Origin of the sequence: Microcoleus sp. C2D2, assembly GCF_036702495.1 — a bacterium.
Taxonomy (GTDB): Bacteria; Cyanobacteriota; Cyanobacteriia; order Cyanobacteriales; family Microcoleaceae; genus Microcoleus.
In genome coordinates this window covers 25,456-49,225 of sequence record NZ_JAUBTO010000051.1, presented here as the reverse complement: position 1 = coordinate 49,225, position 23,770 = coordinate 25,456, and the positions used below count along the sequence as shown (strand labels likewise).

Genomic DNA, 23,770 nt, shown 5'->3' with positions numbered 1-23,770 from the left:
GACTAATGACTAATGACTAATGACTAATGACTAATGACTAATGACTAATGACTAATGACTAATGACTAATGACTAATAACTAATGACTAATAACTAATGACTAATCACTAATGACTAATGACTAATGACTAATAACTAATGACTAATAACTACTTTTGTGCTGGATGCGCCGCCGCTGGCGAAGCTGCACCCATTTGATTTATAGCAGCAATTAGCTGATAAAGCCGCCCCAAATCCCGCTGGTTAAAATGCAAAACTAGGCGCGGCAGCTCGAAAGTTGCATCTCCTATTTCCGGAGGCAAAGCTTGACTTTTTTCAATTTTTCCGGTGACAACAATATCGCTAAAATCAGCATTTAGCCGATCGACATTCTCCTCAGAAAGCTCTGTTTTCAAGCGAATTACCAATTTTTCGCGCACGTAGCGGCACGAGTGATAAACCAGATAAAAACTACCGATCGCCTCGCAAGCGACATTTACATCGTCAGTAATCGTATACAGGCTGCGATCGTCGGCTGAAATAAAACCCCGGCCCCGCATTTGTTTTTGCACAAAAATATTCCAATCGTGCCAATAATCTCCTCCCGGTCGATCGATCAATACCACAGGAGCAGGCCCGAACTTGCCAGTTTGAGTCAAAGTCAGACACTCAAAAGCCTCGTCCAGAGTGCCGAAACCGCCCGGAAACAGAGCTAAAGCATCGCTCTCCCGGAGAAAAAATAACTTGCGAGTGAAAAAATATTTAAAATTGAGCAATTTGGGATCGCCCGCAATAAAAGGATTAGAACTCTGCTCGAAAGGCAACTGAATGTTGAGCCCAAAAGAACGTTCAGCAGTCGCCCCCTCGTTCCCCGCCTGCATAATCCCGCCACCGCCGCCAGTAATCACCATAAACCCCTGCTGGGCCATCGCCCGCGCAAAGTCTCTCGCCATCAAATATTCCGCCGATTGCGGTGACACCCTCGCCGAACCAAAAATCACAATTTTGCGAACGTGGCGGTAAGGATAAAACAGCTCAAAAGCGCTCTCCATATCTCGGAGCGAGGCGGCAATAATCTTCCAGTCTAGGCGATCGAGATCCTCTCCGGCCATTTGCACTATAGTAGAGAGCGATCGTTCGATCCACTCAGAGTGCTTCAACATGGGGAAGCGATGGATCAAATCGATCAATTCAGCTTGGAGGGACTCAAAACCTTGACCAGACCCTGAAGGAATCATGAATTTTTCCGAAACGGTAACAATTTGTCGCTACTAAAAATTAAGGGGCAAGCCAAACTTAGAAGCCAATAGCCACCAGCAAATAGCCCTGCAGGTCACTAATAACTTTTCCAGTAGCTTTGCCCCGGTTCTGAAGCGAGTTAGCTTTCGCGGCCCAAAAAGAACAGCGCGAAACCGCTCGCAGTTCAGTTAAATGTACTTTTCCAGAGTGTTAGCCAGAGTAGTTTTCGGAACTGCCCCAACCACCATATCCACCCGTGCACCGCCCTTAAATATCATCAGCGTCGGAATGCTGCGGATACCGTATTTGCTTGCTGTGTTAGGATTCTCGTCGGTATTAACTTTTACTACCTTCACCTGCCCTTCATATTGCTGGGCAATTTCGTCTACGACGGGCGCCACCATCCGACAGGGCCCGCACCAGGGAGCCCAAAAATCCACTAGAACTGGAACTTCGCTATCGAGCACTTCCTGATTAAAGGTAGAGTCGGTTACTTGCGCGGCTGCTGACATCCCTAGCCATCCTTGTAAATACTATTTCTCGGATAACAAGTTTAGCAAAAAGTGTAACCACTTGCGTCAACGATTTTAACAGAAGGTTTCTGAACGAAGAAGGAAGAAGGCATTCGGCTTCCGACGCCAGAAGGAAGAGGGTATTCGGTTGAAGGAACTTATGTTTCCCAAGGCATTCGGCACTTATGTTTCCCAAGGCATTCGGCATTCTGCAGAAAAATTCTCCCCCTCTTGCCCTCTCCCCCACTCGGACACTCGGACACTCTCCGGAGCTAAGAGCCTCAGCCCTGTACCTAGTAAGCAAGAGCGAAGATTTCGCGCAAAAAAGGAACCGCCCGAACAGTAGTCCGGGCGGAGTGTGGTGTGAGGAGTGAACGGAAACCTTCGTCTCCGCTTCTTATATTGTGACATCTCCTTCTCGATAATTCCACAACATTCTGTAAATTTCGAGACTCTTGAACAAATTTTGTCAAGATACCCTGGTATTCAGTCAGTAAATCTACTTACCCATGCCCAACTGCTGAGCTTTTTGATAGACTTTACCCTCAGTCAGCAGAGAAGGAGCAATGACCACTTCCACTTGCTGCATCTCCTTAAGATCCTTAGCGCCCAAGGTGCCCATGCTAGTTTTCAGAGCTCCGAGCAAGTTGTGCGTACCGTCATCTAGCAGCGCAGGCCCGCGCAAAATTTGCTCCACAGTACCCGTAGTCCCCACGCGAATGCGAGTGCCGCGCGGCAAAACCGGGCTGGGAGTCGCCATTCCCCAGTGAAAGCCGCGGCCGGGAGCTTCGGCGGCCCTGGCAAAGGGCGAACCAATCATCACTCCATCCGCACCGCAAGCAATGCACTTGCAGATATCGCCGCCGGTAATTAAACCGCCGTCAGCAATCACCGACACGTATTTTCCAGTTTCGCGATAGTAGTCGTCCCGCGCGGCGGCGCAGTCTGCTACCGCTGTGGCTTGGGGAACGCCGACACCCAATACGCCTCTAGACGTGCAAGCAGCCCCCGGCCCAATGCCCACGAGAATGCCTGCAGCGCCAGTTTTCATTAAATTCAGGGCGACTTCGTAGGTGACGCAGTTGCCCAAAATTACTGGTATCGGCATCTCTTGACAAAATTGAGTTAAGTCTAGAGGCACTATCGACTCAGCGGAAAGGAAAGCTGTCGAGACTACTGTTGCTTGCACAAAAAATATATCGGCTCCCGATTCAGCAACCGCCCGGCCATATTTGCTCGCAGCGGCCGGTGTACCGCTGACGGCGGCAATCCCTCCTCCTGCTTTAATTTCTTTAATTCTGAGCTCGATTAATTCTGGCTTGATCGGTTCGGCATAGAGTTGCTGCATCAGGGAAACAAATTCGTGGTTTCCGACACTCGCGATGCGCTCTAATATTGGCTGGGGATCGGCATAGCGGGTTTGAATTCCTTCTAGGTTGAGCACCCCCATTGCTCCCAATTCCGACAGCAAAATCGCCATGCGGACATCCACTACTCCATCCATTGCGCTGGCGATAATCGGGATTTCTCGATCGATCCCGCCAATCTGCCACTTGGTATCTGCCAAACTCGGATCGAGGGTGCGCTGTCCTGGTACGAGCGCGATTTCATCTATGCCGTAAGCTCGGCGAGCACTTTTGCCCCGCCCAATTTCAATATTCACGCTGTTTCTCTTCCACAATGTATTTAAATTAGAGTAACAAAATCGTAGCCTGTCGGCAGGTAGCGATCGCGCGAATCAGTTTAAAAAGCCCGATCTCGATCGGATTCTATCAAATCGAAGGGGATACTTTTCCTCAGCAACGGCCACGGGGAAGACGCGATTAACTGTCAAATTCTCAAAGCTTTAAGAGCATCTGGCCCGGATGTTGATGTTTCGAGGATGCCGGTTGTCGGTGACGGGGCTGCTTACAGCCGATCGACCGTGCCAATTATTGGGCCTACCAGTAAAATGCCGTCAGGCGGCGTTTTTTACATGAATCCCCTGTTTTTGCTCAAAGATATTGGGGCCGGGCTGATTGCTGTGACGGAAGCAGCAATTGCACGCTGTTTGGACGCATTCGCGCCGCTGCGATTTGGTGGTGGCAACTGGGGATATTGTCGCGGCGGCGATCGCCCATGCCAGCAACCGCCCCTATATAATTTTTCTATCGGCTCATTCTAGTTATTACCAAGGGCGAGTCGATTTGGGTTTAATCTTGTGGCAGTTGCTTTGCTCCGAGAAATGTCTGGCTGTTTTTACGTGGCAAACTATCTTTAATCCCAAATCCGGGTTGGCGTTTTAGTCCCCTGGCGGTAAAAAAATAGTATGTGACACTTTTCTTTGCACCAAAAGCCCATCAGGTCATTAAGGTCGTGTATTTTGTTCTATACGACTTAGAAGGTCAACGATCGCTATCAGTGCTTGAGTAACAACGTAAATTATCCCACAGCCAATGCTTAATTGTAACAACAAAAAAAGAAGTGCTACAACTGCTAAAGGACTCTGTTGGAACACACCTCCAGCCAAAGCAAAAATCAAAAAACCCAACAAAACTACAACGAAGTAGCCGAGATACTGAATTGTTTTTAGGATTAGAATAAATCGGGTATACAGTCTGACTGGATTAGAGTTAGTTTGTCCCATTTTTGTCACCCAGCTAATTTCTTTTGATCTGGTCTATTTTTTCAGCAACTCAGAAACAGTCTTAAATGCGTAACCTTTTGACTGCAAAGTCTTGACGATCGCCTGCGTTGCTGCTAGTGTTTTAGATCGATCGCCCCCGCCGTCGTGCCTCAGCACAATCGAACCCGATCGCACATTGTCAATCACCAGATTTGCGATATCTTCCGCCGTTAGTGTGTTTTCATAATCTAGGGAATTCACATCCCAAATTATCATTTTTTTCTGCATTTGGGATAGCAAATAAGACAAAACTACACATCGCCGACCAAAAGGCAGCCGAAAACTGATACTGTCTTGCTTCACCCCCAATTCCTGCAAAATTTTGTCCGTTTTTTCAATTTCAGACAGCAAAAATTCCCGGGGTTTAAACATCATATCTGTGTGAGAGTAGGAATGGTTTGCCAACTCATGTCCCCTCGCCACAATCATCGGCACTATTTCTGGATGTTTCTCAATATTGCGGCCGATTTCAAAAAAAGTTGCTTTAACTTGGTAGCGGTCTAAGATATCTAAAAGCTGATTTGTAGAGGGAGGAGAAGGGCCGTCGTCGTAGGTGAGTGCAACAACTTTCACTTCGGTATCGGCGCGCTTGATGCCGAAATAATTCTGAACTTTAGTAACTTTAATCAACAGCGATACTGCGAAAAATAACGCTAGGGTAAAAAGCAGAAATTTTGGGAAATTTTTACCTATTCGCATAGCTGCACGCACTCGATCGAGAATCAAAGTGGATTGTTATCAGATTACCACAATTGGGAAACTGAATCCTTAAGCTATTTTATCATTAATTATTGTCCGTTCCTAGATTTTCTAGTTTTGGCGATCGCACAGTAGCTAGACGCTGCGCCAGTACGGTTGTACGCTACGTATAACATACTTGCGTAAGTTCTGAAAATTCAGACTATCTAAATTAGTCTTCACATTCTGCTGAATAAAAATGTTAGACTCGTAGAGAATCTTACCTACTCATACTTCATGCACATGAGAATGCCCGTTATGGATGGGTATGAAGCCACGAAACGCATTAAAGGCACCCTTAAAGGTCAAGCTACTGCTGTTATTGCTATTACTGCTAGCGTGTGGGAAGAAGAAAAGGCAGTTATTGTATCGGCTGGTTGTGATGATTTTGTGCGAAAACCGTTCCACACAGAAGCTATCTTTGACATCATGGCTAAACATTTGGGAGTCGATTATATTTATCAGGATCGATAGCTACCGTCCGACTCCTATAATGTGACTGGAGAACAGTTAAATCAAACGGATGTATTAGCAGCGATGTCAAAAAAATGGATAGTAAAATTATATGAAGCAGCTATTGACGCGGATTTGGAATTGGTTTTTCAACTCTTTGAGGACATTCCTGAATCTCACGCTTTCGAGCTTCAAACTCTCAGAAATTGGGTGACGAATTTTCAGTTTGAGAAAATTCTCGATTTAACTGAACCATTAAGTTGGTGAATATTGATATTTTTTTTTAGAATTACACAGGGGTGGTCAGAAACCGGGTTTTTTTACCATAATACTTGGTTACAGCCCGTAGATTCGCTAAAAAACCCGGTTTCTAGGCGTCGGATTGCGTAAGTCTTGTTTATCTGAGATGTTGCACCATTCTCAAGAACAGGCTTTCGGGCCTCTTCCACAATAAACATTATTTCCTGTGCGGTGGGCCCCTGATCCCGCCCTTGAAAGCCTTATTGAGAATAGTGCAATATCTCAGGTTTATCCTATTTGATTGTGGCAAGTGGTTGGTTCAGTTCCATCATTGACTTTAATGGCGACTGTTTTAAGTCTGTAATATCGCGGATGGTAATTGAGCAACCGTCTCCCAATCTCACAGCAGTGAAATAATAGCATTTGCCAAGGTAATCACTTTCTAGATGAACCTCTCTTTCAAGCGATTCTCCAGTCTCAACAACTTCTACTAATAAATCAAACAATCCTGGACTCAATTGATTAAGCAGTTTTTTCAGCAAGGGTTCGCCCGCGAGTTCTGTTCGTTTTTTCCCTAATATTCTGGCAAATACAGGGTTAACTACCAAGCAGCGAAAATCTTCAATTTCTCCACCGATATCTCCCCTCACCGCCTGCACTGCGGCTATTCCATCCAGAGATGAGTTTAGCAAATTTGCCAGCAGGGCGCGAGATTGGTAGGCAATTTCTGCGGCTTGCTGGTTTCGCTCGATTGCTTCTTTAAGCTGGCGTTTTTGGCGCTGGATAGTGACCTGAGTTTCGAGGCGCACTAGCACTTCTTCCGCCTCAAAAGGTTTAGAAATGTAGTCAACTCCCCCTACCTTAAAAGCTTTAACTTTCTCAAATACTTGGTCAAGTGCGCTTAAGAAAATAATCGGAATTTCTGATGTTTTTTCATCGGATTTGAGGGCTTCGCAGACTTGATAGCCGTCCATGTCTGGCATTTTAATATCTAGCAACACAGCATCGGGGAGATGATTGCGAACACTCCTCAAGGCCATCGTACCATTGGTGACGCAGCGAACTTTATACCCCTCCTTAGTGAGAATTTGTGCTAGAAAACGCAGATTTTCTAGGATGTCATCAACAATTAAAATGTTGCCTTTGGGAGTTCCTAATTCATTGATGTCACTTTCTCCTACCGAAGCCATCACCATAGGTTCGCCTTCGACTTTGACCTGGGCGAGATCAGTTGTGGTGCTTTGCTTCTCTAGCAGAGAGCGGAAGTTATTTTTAGTAACTTTTTCCCCCATTACGTCTGAAAGGCGCTGCCACAGGATGGCAGCTAAATCTTTGATATGTCCTAAACTGAGGTACAAGCTCTCAGCCAGAGCACTATAAGTTGCGTTTTTCCAAGCAGCTTTTAAGATTTCTTTTTCAAGCAAAGTTAACGTTTTACTGCTCTTGGATTCTAAGGCTGATGCGATAAATTCTAGGGCTTCTTCAAAACTCATATACCAATCAATCTCATCGGGTAAGGTTTTTCCAGCTTTGCACCCTAATTTTGAGTTATGCACCGTAGTGTTGATTGTAGGCGATACCGCCTTGGCGGTTGCTATACAAAAAATATTTTACTATATAAAGTATAGCATACAACCTGCTTTAGTCGGGTCTGACCACGGCGTCGGTAGTTACTGCTTGGTGAATTGGTGGTGGATGGCAGCAGACCGATCGCCATTTTAGCTGTAAGTTTGTCACTGTAAAGGTTTTGTGTATATTATACATTGTGAGTTTGCAAAAATTTATTAGAGATCCGACTTATCCGACTTTACGATCCGACTTTTCCGACTTGCTTTATGCCGATCGGTCAAACATACTATTGAATAGAATCCACCAAAAAACATCTACCAAAAAACAGAAAACAGTAAACAAAACAGAAAACAGTACCGGATCGGTCAAGGTGTTGCTCAGATCCATCTCAAGATAGATAGTAGCATCATTCAGTTGGTCTATTATCTGAATTTAAACGCTGCGGGTAGCAGTGGTCTTACCTAGTAAGGACTTGTTTGACAGAACTATCTTAACCAGCCAATCAATCGGTTTGCTCAATGAGCTGAACTCGCTCTAATTTTCCAAGCTGAGTTCGTCGCTGCAAAGCATACAAACTGCAAAAATTGCAGCTAACTTTCTGTGGAAATTAATAGCATTTTGAAGGATACATTGTTTCATTTATGAAGCAGTTAATAGTGCTGGCAAAATTAGATTGTTTACGGATTCTATACCGAGGGGGCGATCTGTTTTCCGTTCCTTTTGCTTAATTTTGCTGAGTCGGGGTGATTCATGAATCACCCCGACAACCATAAACCTTGAATATTGCCTTTCAATTAATTGGCTAAGTGAAATTATGATGGTGCCAGCTACTACTAACCACATCCTAACCCCAACACAAGAACACCAACTCTTACAACGCCTTGCCGCCGGGGAAATTAATGCCTTCTGGCAAATCTTCCAACAGCACCGAGACTACCTGTTTCGTTGCTGTCTCAAGTGGATGAACGGCAACTCAACCGAAGCGGAAGACCTGCTGAGTCAGGCGATGGTCAAAGCCTGGGAAAAGGCGCAAAAGTACGCGGGAAAAATTGATAATTTCAAATGTTGGCTAACGACGCTGACTCGTAATTTCTGGATCGATCTAACACGCCGCCGAGGTGCGAACCAAGTTGAGGATATAGAAGTTTACGGCGAGCAAGACGAGGTAGGACTGGTTTCTGTTGAGGAGACACCAGCAAGCGCCTTGGATTGTGACGAGAAAAAGAGGGTGATTCGCGCTGCTATTGATGATTTACCGACCAGACTGCGCGAGACTTTTATCCTGCATTTTTATGAAGAACTGTCTCATCAAGAGATAGCCGATCGGCAAAATATTACCTACCAGAATGTCTGCAAGCGCATCTCCCAGGCGCGAGCAATTCTGGCTGTTGAGTTGCGGGGATATTTTATCGGAGAGGAGGGGACTGAACCGGATACAGCCAATGTCGCAGCAAAACCAGCCAAGCCCCAGAAGACCCAGAAGATGGCCGATCGAGTTGAACCGATTCTGCCTGAGACTGTGACATTATCGGAACAGTTAGAGAAAGAGGAGAAGACAAAAACGGGATTAGCTGCGACATCGGCGGGAACAGAGCCGACAATTGAGGAAATATCTGAGGGGAATGCGGAAGTTGAAGCCGGTGCAGGGGAGCCGGTGACTTTATCTGTTGCGATCATCGCGGAAGTGGGGAGTGTTGGGGGTGAGGAATTGCCTTTTGTAGCGCAATCTGAGCAGCATTCTGAGTCGGATTCTGTTGCGGCGACTGCTGATGGGAAGTTAGAAGTAAGGAGGGATGGTTGTCGGTGCGTTGAAGTGACACTGGGTGAAAGGGAGCTTGCACCGATTTTGGCGTTGGCACAATTAGCACAATTAGATGAAGAAACAGGAAGTTGGGGGAGTTCCTATGTGTCGGTGCTGTGGAGGTGGCAACATTATCAGGTGGGGAAAGTGGTGGGAGAATTGGTGCGATCGTCCCGCTCTCCTCCTTATTGTTTTCCCTATTTTCAATCCAATGTCCACGACTCTGTTGGGGATGATGATGAGGTGAAAGTTTATGTTGAGTCAAACTTCCTTAAATTAGCCTTATCCAAGGGTAACTTTTGGCGATGCCTTATTATGGGAAGGCTTGCGCGATCGGTGTGGAATTTTGCCATCTATTAGGAAAGAGGAATTAAGTCAGTACGTGTAGCGGTCGTTAGAGCCAGCTAAACTGCAAATACGAGTACTTTATTTGCTTGGCTCAGTCTACTATACAAAACTAGGGTATTACTCTGACTCATCTTTTAAAAAGGAAAAAGTGGAAAAAGCTCTCAACAAATTCAAGGTAAACCTAAATGACATCGAAGCAAAAATTCGAACAGAAGATAGCAAAAGGCTGGTTTCTTACAGATATTTGTTGCCTTCAAATATTCCTCAAAGCATAAATATTTAATAAATATATAGCCTTTCTCAGTAACATGTTCCGACGTGCATAGGGCATAGGGCATAGGGCATAGGGCATAGGGCATACCTCACCACGCGATCGAACCGCTATAGAGCTTGAGAAACTGAAACACCATTTGACGTAGCAAGAGGTAACTAGGGTGGCAGAATATCGTAAAGTGACTTAGACGAAAGCTATCCTTAAAATAGGCTCAAACCTATTCATTAAAGTACTTTGAGGTCAATTTATGCTTTTTCTTACTTTGACTGGGTTTGAGCCTCATTTACCTGTGTTGAACTAAATCACTTTGCCATAGAGAAATACAGCCTTATTTTAGCCACAAAATTGTCTAAGTCCCAGTAAGATTTGTTGAGCTGTTCCAACGATTCTTGAAAAATTCAGAAAGTGATTGCTAAAAGCGTCTAATAAATAGAGACAGAACAAAAGTTGAAAAGGAGATGTTTATAATGGATAAGCTTCAAGGAACTATCGGTGAAGCCCTACAGGTTGGTTCAGCGCAAAGCAGTCATGGGATGAACAAATAGTGTGCTTCTAACGGGGCTTAAATAAAAGCCATCTTGAAAATAGGCTTCAACCCATTCTTGTAGTCTATTTAAAATCAAATTTTCATCCTAGTACACATAAAAATCATCTAGATAGAAGGAGAAAAACATGGATTTGTCACTGCAACAAGCTATCGAAAATCTACTTGACCACAATGTAGATGTATCTGATGACATTGAGGATATTTTTAATGACGAAGAAATAAACAAAGAACTGCACGATCGAATTTCATCTTTAGATATTTCTTCCTTACCGACTCCTATTTCTGCGAATAAAAAGGATGATACTTTAGAAATTGCCGAAGCAATAGTTTTGGTCACTGGCAGACCTGTATTATTCGTTCAAAATAACTCTTTCATCGCACCTGAAAGCGATATTTGGCAAGAAAGGTTGAACAAATCAAAACCTCTTATCGAAGCTGCGATCAAGGCAGTTGGTCGAGTTGAACTTGGCAACCATCCTACACATGACTGGGGGGGAAGCGCTTGGCTTGTTGCTTCTGATATTTTAGTGACAAACCGCCATGTAGCGCGTGAGTTTGCTGCAAAGCAAAACAATAAATATGTTTTTCTCTCCAATCCTCTTCGCAAGACAATACGAGCAGCTATTGACTTTACAGTAGAACACGAGGTAGATGTGGATGCTCCTCACTTCAAAGTGAAGGACATCCTTTATATTGAGGATTCTGCTCCACTGAAAGACGGTTCACAAAGTCCCGACATTGCTTTCTTACGGGTATCTTCTGGTGATTCACTAGCTACTCCAATCTCCTTGTTCTCCGAGCCAATCGAGCCAAATAGAGATGTAGCGGTAATCGGCTATCCAGGAAGAGATGGTCTTCGAAATGATTATCAGGTTATGGAGCGAATTTTTGGAGGTGTATATGATGTAAAGAGATTACAGCCAGGCAAGATTACAGGTGTATATAATAATGTGATAACACATGATTGTTCTACACTTGGGGGTAATTCTGGTTCTGTTGTACTCGATCTAGAAACAGGAAAAGCTCTGGCACTTCACTTCGCAGGAAGTTATAGAAAAACTAACTATGCAGTCCCAGCATCGGTGATCAAAGATCGCCTTGACAGAATTCGTTAATTTGCCAAAACTAACACACAAGCCTGGCAATTAATAGCTAATCTAGTACCTGTAAAAATATAAAAATTTTACCTACAGGTACTAGGTTTTAGTATTTACACAAAGGCGCATAATGTAGGAGAGAAGTCGCAGGGTAGAAGCCAACATTAAGATTTTAAAAAATAATTTTAAAATTACACACTTCTATTCAATTACACTATTTTTTGAGATATTTTTTGTTAAAATAAGAGAATAAGTTTTGCTAGGGGTTACTATGTTAAACATTACTGTCGAAGATTATAGAATAGCTATTGGCGAAAGATTTTCAGTTGAGTTTCAAAGGACATTAAGAATTCCTGATGACGATCAAATATACCCACTCCCGCCTGGATTGGGAGGACTTCCAGTTCACCGTGTTTCTGACTATCTAGATCGTGTCCCAGATAATTGGAAGAAGCCAAATAGCTTCTTCATTCCCATGTATCAGCGAGAAGCACTATGGCTTTGCTTTAACGGGGCAGACTGGAAGCCAAACGCAGTTAAAATAGGGGTTGGCAAAGTCAATGCCATCTCTGGTGATGTATGGAATGAAGAACTGCATGATGACCCACAGGATTATATTGTTTGTCCAGACCAACCTTGGCTAGATGGTATCAATGTTGGGGAAGGTTTTATCCGTCAATTTGTTGCCGTCCCTCTGGGGTTAGGAGATACAATTGAGGCTCAAGTAACTGGGGTGGAGGAATTTGGGGGAATCCAAATTTTAGTCTATGAACCCAAACCTGGTAAATTTCCCGACCAGCCACCACCTGAGTCAGACATATTACTGGAAATGGTGTCGATGTCCTTCTCAGATGAATATGAAATGGGACTTGGGGCAGGAGGGAAGATGCAACAGAAAATCTATGCTGACGAGTATGGAATAGAAACTTGGGATCTAGAAAACAACGGCTCTATTTTTGTCTATATTGTCAACAGCGAAAAGTACCTAGAGATAACTGGTCTTGAACCTCCTCCAACACCAATTAGCGCTCAGACTTATACCGGGTATGGATTACCCTGGTTTAGTCTCTACGATGAAGAAAAAGCCGACCTTCCGGCATCTGCGAGATTGGCAGAAGTCAAAACAATCCGAGAACGAGAGGCTGCCAGAGAAATTAACAATCAGGAAGATGATTTATCAGTAGATGTGCCTGAATCGAATATCAAAAAATTGTATTCTTCAGGAGATAGTGAATGATTTTAGCGCAACGGGCATTTGGGGATGTCTTAGAGAGCGTCCCTGCATTGCCGACTTTGAGCTAAAACATTTTGTCCGAGTTGTGTCTAAAAAATTCGTGCGAGAAATGGGCTACGAGTCCGATGTAAAAACATCCTAAAAAACTAAAGTCTTATGAATTTATCTAAAATGTAAGAAAGCGCTTCCGAGCTTTTAATACAGGGCTAATTCGCTCAACAATAGATATTAAAGCTTTGCATCGTGCGTGGCAAAAGATTGTGAATCGCCATCCGATTCTCCGAACTTCTTATACGAACAAAAAAGGAAAAGCCTTTCAAATTATTCACGAACAGCTAAAATGTTCTATACACATCATAAATGCTGAAAATAGGAGTGAAGACTATTTAAAAGGACAAATTATATTAGAAACCGAGCGTCTATTTAATCGGGAGAAAGCTCCTGTGCGGTTAAATCTGTTTACTAGGTCAGCACAAAAACACATTTTATTGCTGATAGCGCATCACATTTGCGCTGATTTGTGGTCTAGTGATTTGCTCTTTAATGAATTGCGACTCTGGTATGCTGCCGAAACAGAAAAAGTTAGCCTTCAGCAGATAGAATATTCGCTTCCTACAAATCCGCCCTATACCAAGTTTGTACATTGGCAGTCAGAAATGCTATCGGATCCAAAGGGAGAAAAGCTTTGGGAATACTGGCAAAAAAAATTATCGGGTGAGTTACCAATGCTAAACTTGCCAACAGACAGACCCCGACCGCCGGTGCAGAGCTTTCGGGGAGAAACGCATATTTTTCGGCTAAATGAACAATTAATTCAGGGACTGCCAGAGGTAGCTAGAGCTACAGGTACAACTCTTTATAAGCTGATGCTGGTAGCTTATTTTGCCTTGCTTTACCGCTATACAAATCAAGCAGATATCCTTGTAGGAACCCCGATGCTGGGGAGGCAGGGTCGAGAGTTTAAAGGAGTTGTGGGTTACTTCGTAAACTCCGTCGTTTTGCGGGCTTCCCTTTCGGAAAACCTGACATTCAAAGATTTGTTGGCTCAGGTAAGTAGCAAAGTTAAAGAAGCCCAGAGATATCAGGATTATCCTTTTCCACTGTTAGTTGAAAACTTTCAGCCTCAACGAGAGCCCAGTCGCTCTCCTCTGTTCCAAATCAACTTCACTTGGCAAAAGCAACGTTGGTGTGAGCCAGAAAAAGAGCTAGGCTTTAAGATGGAGCCATAGCCAATCGGTCATCAACGGGGAGCAAGCTTTGACCTGGATCTGATGGTGATGGAAATGGGAGAAGTTATCCAGGTATGCTGGCAATACAATACCGACTTGTTTGATGGGTCAACGATCGCTCGCATGGCGGGGCATTTTCAAACTCTGCTAGAGGGGATTGTTGCCAACTCCCATCAAAGACTGTCAGAGTTGCCCCTGCTAACTGCTACCGAAAGACATCAGTTGTTGGTGGAATGGAACAACACAAAATTTGATAAGTGCGTCCACCAGCTATGTGAAGCCCAGGTTGAGCGATCGCCCGATGCCGTGGCGGTGGTGTTTGAAGATCAGCCACTCACCTACCGCGAGTTGAACGCCAAAGCCAATCAACTGGCGCACTATCTGCAAAAATTGAGTGTCAAACCGGAGGTGCTCGTTGGCATCTGTGTGCAGCGTTCCTCCACAGCATCCAGCAAATACTCAACGTGCCAAATGCGAGTTTTGCCACCGTTTCTACCTTCGCCGCCGACTTGGGCAACACGGTAATTTTTCCCGCATTATGTGGGGGTGGGTGCCTGCATATCATCTCCCAAGACAGGGCAACCGATCCTAAAGCCTTAGAAGAATATTTTCGCCAGCAGGCGATCGACTGCCTGAAAATCGTTCCCTTTCACCTGAAAGGATTCCTCGCCCAAACGGCATCAAGTTTGCCTCGCAAGCGGTTAATCTTGGGTGGGGAAGCGCTGAGCTGGGAGTTAGTCGAGAAAGTGTGGGAATACGCGCCAGACTGCCTTATTTTAAATCACTATGGGCCAACACTACTCTTCCTGCCCTGATTGAAGCAGCGCCTCCTCGAGCAAATCTGTTAGTTTGAGAGTAAGAGCCCACTGGTTCAAGTAAGCTCGATCGAGTCCTTCCCCTTGCACCTTCAAAACCCCCAACACATCCCTCCACTGTTTTTGAGAACGGCGGGGAGTTAGTTTGTACCAACTGAGTTTTTGTAGGACGATATCTTCCGGCGAATAAATGTAGATTCCCTCTTCTGTTAAGCCGCTAACAGGGTGAAGCTGACGGCGGCTCATCACCGAAGCGGAAAAAGGGTCATCGCTGCCCATCACAAAAATGTGCGCTTTCTCCAGAGAAGGCAAATAGATAACATTGAACGATGATTCGCGGGGTGCTGTTCTTGACTTGGCAATCGCTTCAGTCACAGCCGACTCGCTGATGTAAAACTCGGCTGACATGACATCAATTAGCTGAGGTGCTATTCGCGCCTCCAGGTCAATTACTAAGTCCAAATCTTGCGTAGATCTGTTTTCTCCCAACAGCGAACTTGCCACGGAACCTCCTACCACATAGGGAATATTCAGCGGTAGCAAGATACTGGCTATTTTTTGCGCTAACTCAATCGGATCTGCAATCACGAGCTTCTCCCAATCTTTGCTATTTGATAAAACTTCTATCCACTCAGCACCCAAGCACCTTTTAATAAATTATTGCCGAACTTTTGCCTTGGTAAGATTGGGATACTGGCTCTCCATTCCGAATATTGCCAGCTTTCGGATCGCTCGATTGAAAGCGCAAGTCCGCTGTACTTTTTGTTGGGGCGTTAACTGTCGCAATAGCTGAAACATCAGCACATCCGCCTCAATGCTGGTATCAATAGATTGCTGCTTGTATCCTGACTTGACTGTGACTGTCGGTATGGGCGGCACGGTTAAATCGAGTGAAACTGCATAGATGGCACAATTATATTATAGGTGACGACAAAGAGTGTACTCCGTTTGCCAAAATTCCTAAGATTTTATTGACATCTTTCAGATAATACTCTGTCGCGTCAACTCTCAGGTGCTTTTCTTCTAATTGTAAAAACCTCCAAATATTTCCTGAAGTAACTGCTCCTAAAATTACTGGTATTTTATTGCCCTCCCGTTCGTTAAAAACTTGAGCAGCTAACATTTCTGAAGTACACTGACCTAACCCTCCTACAATATTTTCCTTTTTAGCCTCTACCAAAATAATGACCGGAGATTTAACAAATAACTGTTCTGTAGAATTACTGATTATATAGTCGCAGGTTCCGTTTAATCCCCGTTCATAATCCACATTAAAATCGACTCCAGAAAATAAACTAATTTTCGAGGAAACCTGTTTTCTGAAATCCAGCAAAATCGGCGCAATAATCATTTCCGACCGCGCTTTTTCTGTATTAATTTTTAATGCCAGTTGTGCATAGTCTGCTAAAAATTCAGTGAGTAAATTACTAGGTTCTAACTCAGGAACATTGGCAAAAATATCCAAATCTTCTGAAATAGTCAAATCAAAATTCTTTTGCACTTTTTCTAAAGTAAAATCACTGTAAGCCATTTGATTTTTCTCCCTTTTCTAGGTGTAATGGTAGCGCTTGCCTGACATCCCCAACGTTTGAAGGAGTAGTCTTTTTTTGGGAAACCTCTTCGGGTCAAGCAAGCTTGAGAAGATTTTAGCGCTTCCTGCGAACAAACCTGACTCAACGGAGTACCGTTAGACCGCAGGCTTCTTTTTCCCTCGACGCAAGGGCTTTTTTGATTAATTTTGGCACCCGCACGGCGTCACCGCTTGACTGCTACCTAGCGTCTTTTTTTTGTTAGTCCCTGCCTTTTTAACTCTCGACAGATGGTACTAGAACCGATCCAGCGTACTTGCGTAAATCCTGTTCAACATAGTTAATAGAGATGATGGATTTCTCCTGAAGATAGGTTGTAGAGCGATTTGGGCGCAGCTATTCCAAAGTAGAAACGCAGTCGGGACAAATTGTTGCTGCAGAAGTGCCGTCAAAGCCTGTACCGAGAACGGGGAGAATTTGACAAGCGAATTTCAAAGGTGGTACCCGCCACGTGATTTATCCGTGGAATCAATCCAAAATCGCAAATCGAAAATCCTCAAGCCCCCGCATTTATCCGTGGGGTCAATCTAAAATCTAAAATCTAAAATCTAAAATCTAAAATCGATTGACCCTCGCCATGCAGCACCATGCAGAAGCAATCCAAATACTCGATCGGCGCTCTCATTAGACCAAGCCGAAGCTTGCTATCAATTAGCACTGACAGAGCAAAAACTTGGTAACATCGAGAAAACCCAAGGAAATTTTGACCGCGCCGTTCAAGTTTTTAGCGAAATGGACGCCAGCAAACAAGTAGAAAAAGTACAGTTATGCACGACACCCAAAACCAAAAAAATACCTAATTAATCGAGCAATAAATGAGAAAATAGATACAATAAACTAAAGCACAACCATAAATTTGGTAGATATGAAACTAAAACGATTGGGACACGTAGCCGTCTGTGTGCAAGACATAGAGAAATCTGCTGAGTTCTATCTAAACTTGGGCATGGAGTTAGTCTGGAAAGATGCAGACTGGGCTTATTTGAAAGCAGGAGAGGACGGGCTGGCGCTGTTGAGTCCGAGTTACGACCAAGCAGGGCCGCATTTTGGGTTTGTATTTGACGATCGCGCCGAAATGGAATCGGCTTACCAACAACTCAAAGCCGATGGTGTTTCCGTCACCCACATTCACGAACACCGCGACGGTACAGCATCTTTTTACGGCAGAGACCCCGACGGTAACGGTTTTGAATACCTTTACGAACCAGCCTGAGTATTCTAGAACTTGCCGATCGCGATGGGCTATTGTGCGATCGCGATCGGTCCGCTATCACCTCGAACCTTGATTTGTGGTTCCAAATTCGGGTAATGTGCGCACTGTGCACCCTACAGGTCGATTGGTACTCGGTGCCCCGCGCGCACTCTACGAGATTGGTGTGTCCGCGCACGATGCGGCCCGTTGCTGACGGCCCGGAACCTCGGTACAACTCGCCGAATAAAGTGACATACTGACACCGATGCTTCTACAGTACGGTGCAGGCTCTGAATCCCAACTATATCCACAACTTCCGAAAATCGGCTCGATAATCTAAAATCTAAAATCTAAAATCTAAAATCCTCATGTTGCAGAGAATACAAGTCAGAAATCGCTGGAAATCCATCTTCAAACCCTGGGAAGAATCAGACCCTTGGCTGTTTGCCACTTGCATCGGCCTCACCATCTTCGGGGGAATCATGATCCGCAGCGTCGAAATCAACCAGGGGCTGATCGACTGGTGGCGGCACTGGGTAACTGGCGGAGTCGGCTTGTTCCTCGCCATCATCATTTCCCGCTGTCGCTACCAAATACTGATTCAGTGGAAATGGCCGATTTACATATTAATCAATTTGTCGCTGATCGCAGTGCGTTTTATCGGTACTACAGGGCTCGGCGCCCAACGGTGGATCAACGTCGGCGGCTTCTACCTGCAACCGTCAGAATTTGCCAAAGTAGGGATGATTGTCACTTTAGCAGCTCTCCTGCACGACAAGACTGTCCCCACGGTGGGTAATATGTTGAGGATGCTGGCGATTATGGCTGTACCCTGGGGATTGATATTTGCCGAACCAAATTTAGGTACTTCCTTGGTGTTCGGCGCAATCACAATGGGGATGTTTTACTGGGGAAATGTCAATCCCGGCTGGCTGATATTGCTATTCTCTCCTCTATTCTCAGTTCTCCTCAACAACCTGTCTACACCGATTTGGGTAGCCTGGGTAGTTCTTGCGGGTATTATCGCTTGGCGAACCCTGCCTTGGCCATGGTTGGGGACTTTCGGTGCTGTGCTGGTGAACGTTGTTTCTGGACACGTCGGACATCTTTTTTGGAATGTGCTGCAGGATTATCAAAAAATGCGTCTGACAGGGTTTTTAAACCCGGAGAAAGACCCTTTAGGCAGCGGATATCACTTGATTCAATCTCGGATTGCTATTGGGGCGGGGGAACTCAAAGGTAGGGGTTTGTTTCGCGGAACGCAAACTCAGCTTAACTTTATTCCCGAACAGCATACGGACTTTATCTTTTCAGCTATTGGCGAAGAATTGGGCTTTATTGGCTGCATTTGCGTGCTGGTGGTGTTCTGGATAATTTGTTTCCGGTTGGTGATGATCGCTCAAACTGCTAACGATAATTTTGGTTCTTTGCTGGCGATCGGCGTACTGTCAATGTTGATTTTTCAGGTGTTCGTAAATATTGGGATGAACATTGGCTTGGCTCCGGTTACGGGCATTCCGCTGCCTTTCCTCAGTTACGGGAATGCGTCGCTGCTGAGTAATTTTCTCGCGCTGGGACTGGTGGAGTCGGTGGCGAACCAGCGACAGCGCAAGAAGCGTTGGAATTAGGGAATTGGCAATTAGTAAGATCGTGTCCGGTGAATTAACCATCATCAGGACTTACGCAGGCACACTATATATAGTGTGCCGAAAAAGGGTTCTCGCGTTTTCTCTCATGAAGAGCGTCAGTCACCAGATTAAAAATTTCATTGCTCAAAAAATCACCGACTCTCTTGCTAAACAATAAATAAACGTATAAGCTGCTACGCAGCTAAATCGGATAAAATAGCATTGCCTTTATTTGGGATTTTTCTATCCCATTTAATAACCATTTCTCCTTCATTTAATAATCTATAGCAATCCTAATTGATTTGTGAACACCCATGCGATCAAATATAAAAAGCATAATAAACAGAGAAGTGCCAAAATGGATAGCCAGGTACTCGATCGCAAAAAGCAAGAGCTAGAGTTAGATGATTTTATTCAATCAACTTCATATCATCGAGAAATTAAACGAGCATTGGTAGTTAAATGGAGTTTATCAGGGATATCTTATCGTCAAATTATTAAACTGTTAAACGTTTCGTTGGGATTTATTAGTAAATGGAATAATAAATTTTCAATTTGGGGAGTGAAAGGGCTAAAAATTCTGTAAAAAGGGAAGCATGGCTATTTAAGTAAATCAGAAAAAGCCTAAATAATTCTCTGGCTAAGTCAGAGAGAAATGTGGGATTTGGCAGAATTAGCTATCTATATAGAATCCAAATAGGGAGTCATTTATCAATCACAACAGAGTTACTATAGCCTTTCGAGCTCTCATATGAGGTACTCATGGGCATAGGCCTCCGTGGGCATAGGGCATACCTCACTTTTTTGAGAACCGCTATATTCTTTATTTGAATCAGCTCAAATTAGTTGAAAAAAGTCCCAAAAGAAGAATCCTAAAGGAGACCCCAAATTGGTAGAATCTCAAAAAAAAGAAATTAACGAGTATTTAGAAACCTGGCAGTCAGATATAAAACAAGGTAAGTTATGTGTGTTCATGTTAGATGAATGTCATTTGTTGTGGGGAGATGTATGTGGGTATGTTTGGGGAAAAAGCGCTCGGAGTAGAAGTAGAAATGACCAATCAAAAACAGAGGCAAATCTATTATGGAGCCTTAGACTATGGAAATAAATAATTTTTAGTACAACCCTATGAAAAAGGAGATTCAGCAAATACAATTAGCTTTTTAAAATCTTTGATTAAACAACGCCAAAACTCAAGACTGATAATCATTTTGGAGGGAGCGACCTATCATAAATCACAACAATTAAGATAATATTTAGAATTAGTAAATAAAGGAAAATATCCCGAAGAATTGCAAATAAATTGTATCTCCTAAGCCCCGAACAAAATCCAGTAGAAGATATTTGGTTATAAGAAAGAATCTCTTAAGGAAATTTGCCTATCCCTGTAAATCTTTTGCCATAGTAAAGAGGTTATTTATGTTTTTTATGAATCGTCAAATATTTGGATTTCCCAAACTTTATATGTATGGTTAGTGTTCACAACTCAATTAGAATCGCTATAGTCTTCAAACCCTTATTTAACTGTTAGTTTCTTGTCCGAAGCTCGAAGCGAGCTTCGGACAAGAAACCAAGCGGGGAAAAGGTTTGGCAGTTATTGGAGATGTCTGTTCAGTGAGTTCTCGTCACAAGGCTCAGAAAATCCGTAGTCTTCAAGTTTTCCATCTCGTCGAACATCACAGGTTGCACAGTGGAATGAACCTCCAAAGGTGTAAAAGTGTCGGAAATCAACAGGAATTACTTTAAAGCCCAAATCTTTCAGGAGTTTCTGCATCGGTTCTTCCTGCTTTTCCACAACAATCCGTTCTGTATCCAAGCACAGAAGATTCATACTGATCCACTTGCTAGCAATGGGAAGTTCCCAAGAGTCTGGCGTGGTGGGTTGCGCTGCTTCGACGAGTTCCCAGCCAGCTTTCTTGAAGATTTCGCTCTGATAACACGGTCTTTCCGGGTTAACTAGCGCTAATCCAGGCTTTAGGGGTACAAGGCTGGCATCAATGTGCATTGGGTTGAAATCCTTGAACTTGACTGTATGAACCCTAAACTGGTCGCCCAGGTGCTGCTTGAGCCAAGTAATCCCGATTTCGTTAGTGACGTGACTGCGCTGCACAAATAGGTCGCGCCCACAGCGCACAATATCAGCAGCATCAAAGCAGGGTTCAAACTCTGTTGTCACATACTGCCCAATTTTAACTAATGCTTCTTGCTCTTCTGGCGATTTGGCAGCGAATTCAAAATCGTAGAGTTCATCTGACATTAAAGGTTTCGGAGCTGTTGTCCACTTGGCTCCTCCTTTGAGGTACTCTTTCATTAAGGAACGATATGCACGATATTCAAAGAAACGCGATCGCCACGCCATTGGAGCCTCGATAATTTCATTGCCGATAACAATCAGGACATCGCGAGGCATGGCAGCATACAACCCAGAAGCTTCAAAATCTGGAGTTTTATACGAGTTAGAAAAGTCAATTATATCGGGTCGCCGCACGGTTACACCTTCGGCTTCTAAAATCTTGCAGAACTCATTGAGTTCCTTTGATGCTGTCTCAACTAGGTCTTCAGGGAAAGGTTGACCCCCATACTGTTGAAAAAAATTCCAGTATCTGGGTGGGGCATCCATCTTAACATTCGCTTCAAATTGTGGTATTGCAGAGCCTTCAACGCGACCGACAATTACTTCTTGGAGAGTATCCCATTCCTTGTAGCTGTTAACCACAGGGAGTTTTCTGTGGGAAATTATACTTGCACCAGTTTTTAATGGTAAATTGGTTGCCATCTTGTGCCATTTATCTTGGATTCCCGTCCATTATAATAACAGATTGTTGCCTAATTCTTAACAAAAAAATAGTCGGAAAAGTCGGAGGGGCGACGACATCAACTCAAAAATAAACTTGCTCAGCTTCATAGCCTTTAGACCTCGTTAATAGCACTGAAGCTTATTGCCATTTGTTTTTATTAATTCCGCTACTAATTCCATACAAATGTATTTGAAACTAATCCCAGTTTGACCCTACCTACGACTGTAAAGAGTATGTCATTAGTCGCAACGCGATCGCATTACGGTATTTTTGCTTGCATAGAGATAGACCCCAGCTAAACACCAGAGCCAGCGTATTTCCAGACATAGCCAATTACCAAACCTGTAGGATATACTTTTGGAGCGACGGCTTCTTGACCTTATAGTACCCCAGCGACGACTGTTGCAAGAGGTCTAATATCTCTTGGGCAAACAACAAGACAATTGGAGAAATTTCCCGAACTACCTCAAAATATCGACGAGCTATTGCCTCCGATCTGTTTGAGTAATGAAACAGCTAGGAGAGAATCTCTATTTTCGTATTTACTAGAGAGTGTTCGTTAGAATATCAGCCAGAGTTTTACAGCCGTATCTCTGGGGACACCGGGTAGTCGCCAGGTCTTTCCCCACCAATCTAGAGCCCACTAAATACTCTTTCTCCAGTTTATTCTGGCACCACGATAGGACTGTATCGATGTAAGGGGTTTGGACGCCAGCGATCTCGGCGATGCCACGAATAACAACCAGATTAAACGGCACATCTTCTGTGATAAAACGCTGATTGAAGTTTGGCATATACTTGCCATCTATCGTTGGGAGCATTGGATGAGTAATGCCTTCATATCTAGAGTGGGTTCTAAAGATTGTCATTAAGTTCGTTTGATCTTTAATGTAATTTCCGTAATGGATGATAAACCACTCATAGAAAGAAATCACCTGAGAAAGATCGACATTGGGAAATTCTGTTACGATCGAGTAGCTAATCTTCAGAATTTCATCACTGATCTTCTCAATCAGTTCTGATGTATATTTATCAATCTCATGATAAAATAGGGGCGGTTCTTCAAGGAGACTGCCATTCCAATCTTTCCAGCGCCCATACATCATTATAGGATGGCAACAGTTCAGTGACATAAGCGTTATCCCAAGTAAGTGTCCTGAGACAAATAGTTTTGGCATATCTCCCACAAGGCTTTGCAGACACCCAACTGGATCTGGGATCCTCACCTGAGTAAGATCACCCTCTAGCGCACCAGTCAGTTGTTTCTTGGTGCCCAAGATATTCACAGCCTTACCCAATTCAACTAAGCTGCAGACCCAGGGTAGGGATTCAAAATTCATCACAACACAGGTATTGACCTTTGGCCCTAATGCATTCCTCACATCAAATTCAAATCCACTGTGGCCAGGGAGACCGACGATAATGGCTCTTTCTTCAATGTACCGGGCCAGTAAGTTCAGGTACTGCCAATGTAGAAAAGCCGGAAGAGCCAAGATAATGAGGTCACACTGGCGGGCTGCCTCTTCTGGGTTATCAGTGACCAGAAACGGATTGGCGACGAAGTTAACCCGATCGTTGTTTTCCTTCCAAACAGTGACCGTCAATCCGTGACTGTTCATCTCCTCTCGCCATCTACAAACTTTGTCAGCCTTGTCGATGAAAACCCGAACTTCCACACCCGGATGCATCGAAATAATTCCCGCTAGAGCATGGGCAGCACTACCAGCACCACAAACCAGAACTCGAATCGGCTCCACCATAATTGGCATAGATCTTCCCTTGATAGATGGAATATGTTTCACCAGAATACAACCAGAAGGCGT

20 protein-coding genes and 2 pseudogenes are annotated in these 23,770 nt (G+C 44.1%); 12 read left to right on the top strand and 10 right to left on the bottom strand.

The window, feature by feature from the left end:
• Positions 1-149: 149 nt before the first annotated feature.
• The 3 genes from QUB61_RS17735 to QUB61_RS17725 all read right to left on the bottom strand — a co-directional run bounded on the left by QUB61_RS17735 (position 150) and on the right by QUB61_RS17725 (position 3,393).
• Complete coding sequence (locus QUB61_RS17735) at positions 150-1,217, bottom strand: LOG family protein (protein ID WP_333124189.1); 1,068 nt, start codon at positions 1,215-1,217, stop codon at positions 150-152.
• A gap of 189 nt (positions 1,218-1,406) precedes the next feature.
• Positions 1,407-1,730, bottom strand: a complete 324-nt coding sequence (trxA, locus tag QUB61_RS17730) for a thioredoxin (protein ID WP_333124186.1) — start codon at positions 1,728-1,730, stop codon at positions 1,407-1,409.
• A gap of 499 nt (positions 1,731-2,229) precedes the next feature.
• Positions 2,230-3,393, bottom strand: a complete 1,164-nt coding sequence (locus QUB61_RS17725; RefSeq protein ID WP_333124183.1) for a GuaB3 family IMP dehydrogenase-related protein — start codon at positions 3,391-3,393, stop codon at positions 2,230-2,232.
• Between the two features lie 219 nt (positions 3,394-3,612).
• Between QUB61_RS17725 and QUB61_RS17720 the strand changes: the two genes are divergently transcribed.
• Positions 3,613-3,894: a hypothetical protein gene (locus QUB61_RS17720; RefSeq protein WP_333124180.1), complete on the top strand. Its 282-nt coding sequence runs from the start codon at positions 3,613-3,615 to the stop codon at positions 3,892-3,894.
• Between the two features lie 495 nt (positions 3,895-4,389).
• Here QUB61_RS17720 and QUB61_RS17715 read toward each other — a convergent pair whose 3' ends face one another.
• On the bottom strand, positions 4,390-5,025 hold the full coding sequence (locus QUB61_RS17715; protein WP_333124177.1) for a polysaccharide deacetylase family protein: 636 nt from the start codon (positions 5,023-5,025) through the stop codon (positions 4,390-4,392).
• A 366-nt stretch (positions 5,026-5,391) separates the two neighbouring features.
• On the opposite strand from QUB61_RS17715, the gene QUB61_RS17710 reads away from it, so the two are divergent.
• Positions 5,392-5,607, top strand: a complete 216-nt coding sequence (locus QUB61_RS17710; protein ID WP_333124175.1) for a response regulator — start codon at positions 5,392-5,394, stop codon at positions 5,605-5,607.
• Between the two features lie 21 nt (positions 5,608-5,628).
• Positions 5,629-5,853: a hypothetical protein gene (locus QUB61_RS17705; RefSeq protein ID WP_333124172.1), complete on the top strand. Its 225-nt coding sequence runs from the start codon at positions 5,629-5,631 to the stop codon at positions 5,851-5,853.
• Positions 5,854-6,119: 266 nt separating this feature from the next.
• Here the strand turns inward: QUB61_RS17705 and QUB61_RS17700 are convergent, their stop codons facing one another.
• Entirely contained in the window at positions 6,120-7,319 is a 1,200-nt protein-coding gene (locus QUB61_RS17700) for a response regulator (RefSeq protein ID WP_333124169.1), read from the bottom strand.
• An 890-nt stretch (positions 7,320-8,209) separates the two neighbouring features.
• Here QUB61_RS17700 and QUB61_RS17695 point away from each other — a divergent pair.
• The 6 genes and pseudogenes from QUB61_RS17695 to QUB61_RS17670 all read left to right on the top strand — a co-directional run bounded on the left by QUB61_RS17695 (position 8,210) and on the right by QUB61_RS17670 (position 14,740).
• Entirely contained in the window at positions 8,210-9,556 is a 1,347-nt protein-coding gene (locus tag QUB61_RS17695) for a sigma-70 family RNA polymerase sigma factor (protein ID WP_333124166.1), read from the top strand.
• Between the two features lie 934 nt (positions 9,557-10,490).
• Positions 10,491-11,480, top strand: coding sequence for a serine protease (locus QUB61_RS17690; protein WP_333124163.1), 990 nt, complete (start codon positions 10,491-10,493; stop codon positions 11,478-11,480).
• A gap of 253 nt (positions 11,481-11,733) precedes the next feature.
• Complete coding sequence (locus QUB61_RS17685) at positions 11,734-12,699, top strand: hypothetical protein (protein WP_333124160.1); 966 nt, start codon at positions 11,734-11,736, stop codon at positions 12,697-12,699.
• Positions 12,700-12,956: 257 nt separating this feature from the next.
• Positions 12,957-14,093: pseudogene (locus tag QUB61_RS17680) on the top strand (condensation domain-containing protein); the annotation flags it as partial.
• A gap of 60 nt (positions 14,094-14,153) precedes the next feature.
• Positions 14,154-14,450, top strand: a complete 297-nt coding sequence (locus QUB61_RS17675; protein WP_333124198.1) for an AMP-binding protein — start codon at positions 14,154-14,156, stop codon at positions 14,448-14,450.
• Positions 14,390-14,740, top strand: coding sequence for an AMP-binding protein (locus tag QUB61_RS17670; protein WP_333124158.1), 351 nt, complete (start codon positions 14,390-14,392; stop codon positions 14,738-14,740). Before QUB61_RS17675 ends, QUB61_RS17670 begins: the two co-directional genes overlap by 61 nt.
• Here the strand turns inward: QUB61_RS17670 and QUB61_RS17665 are convergent.
• The 3 genes from QUB61_RS17665 to QUB61_RS17655 all read right to left on the bottom strand — a co-directional run bounded on the left by QUB61_RS17665 (position 14,723) and on the right by QUB61_RS17655 (position 16,271).
• Entirely contained in the window at positions 14,723-15,328 is a 606-nt protein-coding gene (locus QUB61_RS17665; RefSeq protein ID WP_333124155.1) for a hypothetical protein, read from the bottom strand. The two genes, QUB61_RS17670 and QUB61_RS17665, sit on opposite strands and share 18 nt — an antisense overlap.
• Before the next feature lie 69 nt (positions 15,329-15,397).
• Positions 15,398-15,619: a hypothetical protein gene (locus QUB61_RS17660; protein ID WP_333124153.1), complete on the bottom strand. Its 222-nt coding sequence runs from the start codon at positions 15,617-15,619 to the stop codon at positions 15,398-15,400.
• Positions 15,620-15,653: 34 nt separating this feature from the next.
• Positions 15,654-16,271, bottom strand: coding sequence for a hypothetical protein (locus QUB61_RS17655; RefSeq protein ID WP_333124152.1), 618 nt, complete (start codon positions 16,269-16,271; stop codon positions 15,654-15,656).
• Positions 16,272-17,194: 923 nt separating this feature from the next.
• Between QUB61_RS17655 and QUB61_RS17650 the strand changes: the two genes are divergently transcribed.
• The 3 genes and pseudogenes from QUB61_RS17650 to QUB61_RS17640 all read left to right on the top strand — a co-directional run bounded on the left by QUB61_RS17650 (position 17,195) and on the right by QUB61_RS17640 (position 20,625).
• Positions 17,195-17,542 carry a VOC family protein gene (locus QUB61_RS17650; protein WP_333124149.1) on the top strand — a complete coding sequence of 116 codons (348 nt, stop codon included), beginning with the start codon at positions 17,195-17,197 and terminating at the stop codon, positions 17,540-17,542.
• A 347-nt stretch (positions 17,543-17,889) separates the two neighbouring features.
• Entirely contained in the window at positions 17,890-19,149 is a 1,260-nt protein-coding gene (rodA, locus tag QUB61_RS17645; protein ID WP_333124146.1) for a rod shape-determining protein RodA, read from the top strand.
• Between the two features lie 358 nt (positions 19,150-19,507).
• Positions 19,508-20,625, top strand: a pseudogene (locus QUB61_RS17640) (transposase).
• 118 nt (positions 20,626-20,743) lie between these two features.
• On the opposite strand, the gene QUB61_RS17635 reads toward QUB61_RS17640, so the two are convergent.
• Together QUB61_RS17635 and QUB61_RS17630 are read right to left on the bottom strand one after the other, a co-directional pair.
• Positions 20,744-21,925, bottom strand: coding sequence for a NarL family transcriptional regulator (locus QUB61_RS17635; protein ID WP_333124142.1), 1,182 nt, complete (start codon positions 21,923-21,925; stop codon positions 20,744-20,746).
• Positions 21,926-22,492: 567 nt separating this feature from the next.
• Positions 22,493-23,716, bottom strand: a complete 1,224-nt coding sequence (locus QUB61_RS17630; RefSeq protein ID WP_333124139.1) for an NAD/NADP octopine/nopaline dehydrogenase family protein — start codon at positions 23,714-23,716, stop codon at positions 22,493-22,495.
• Positions 23,717-23,770: the final 54 nt, after the last annotated feature.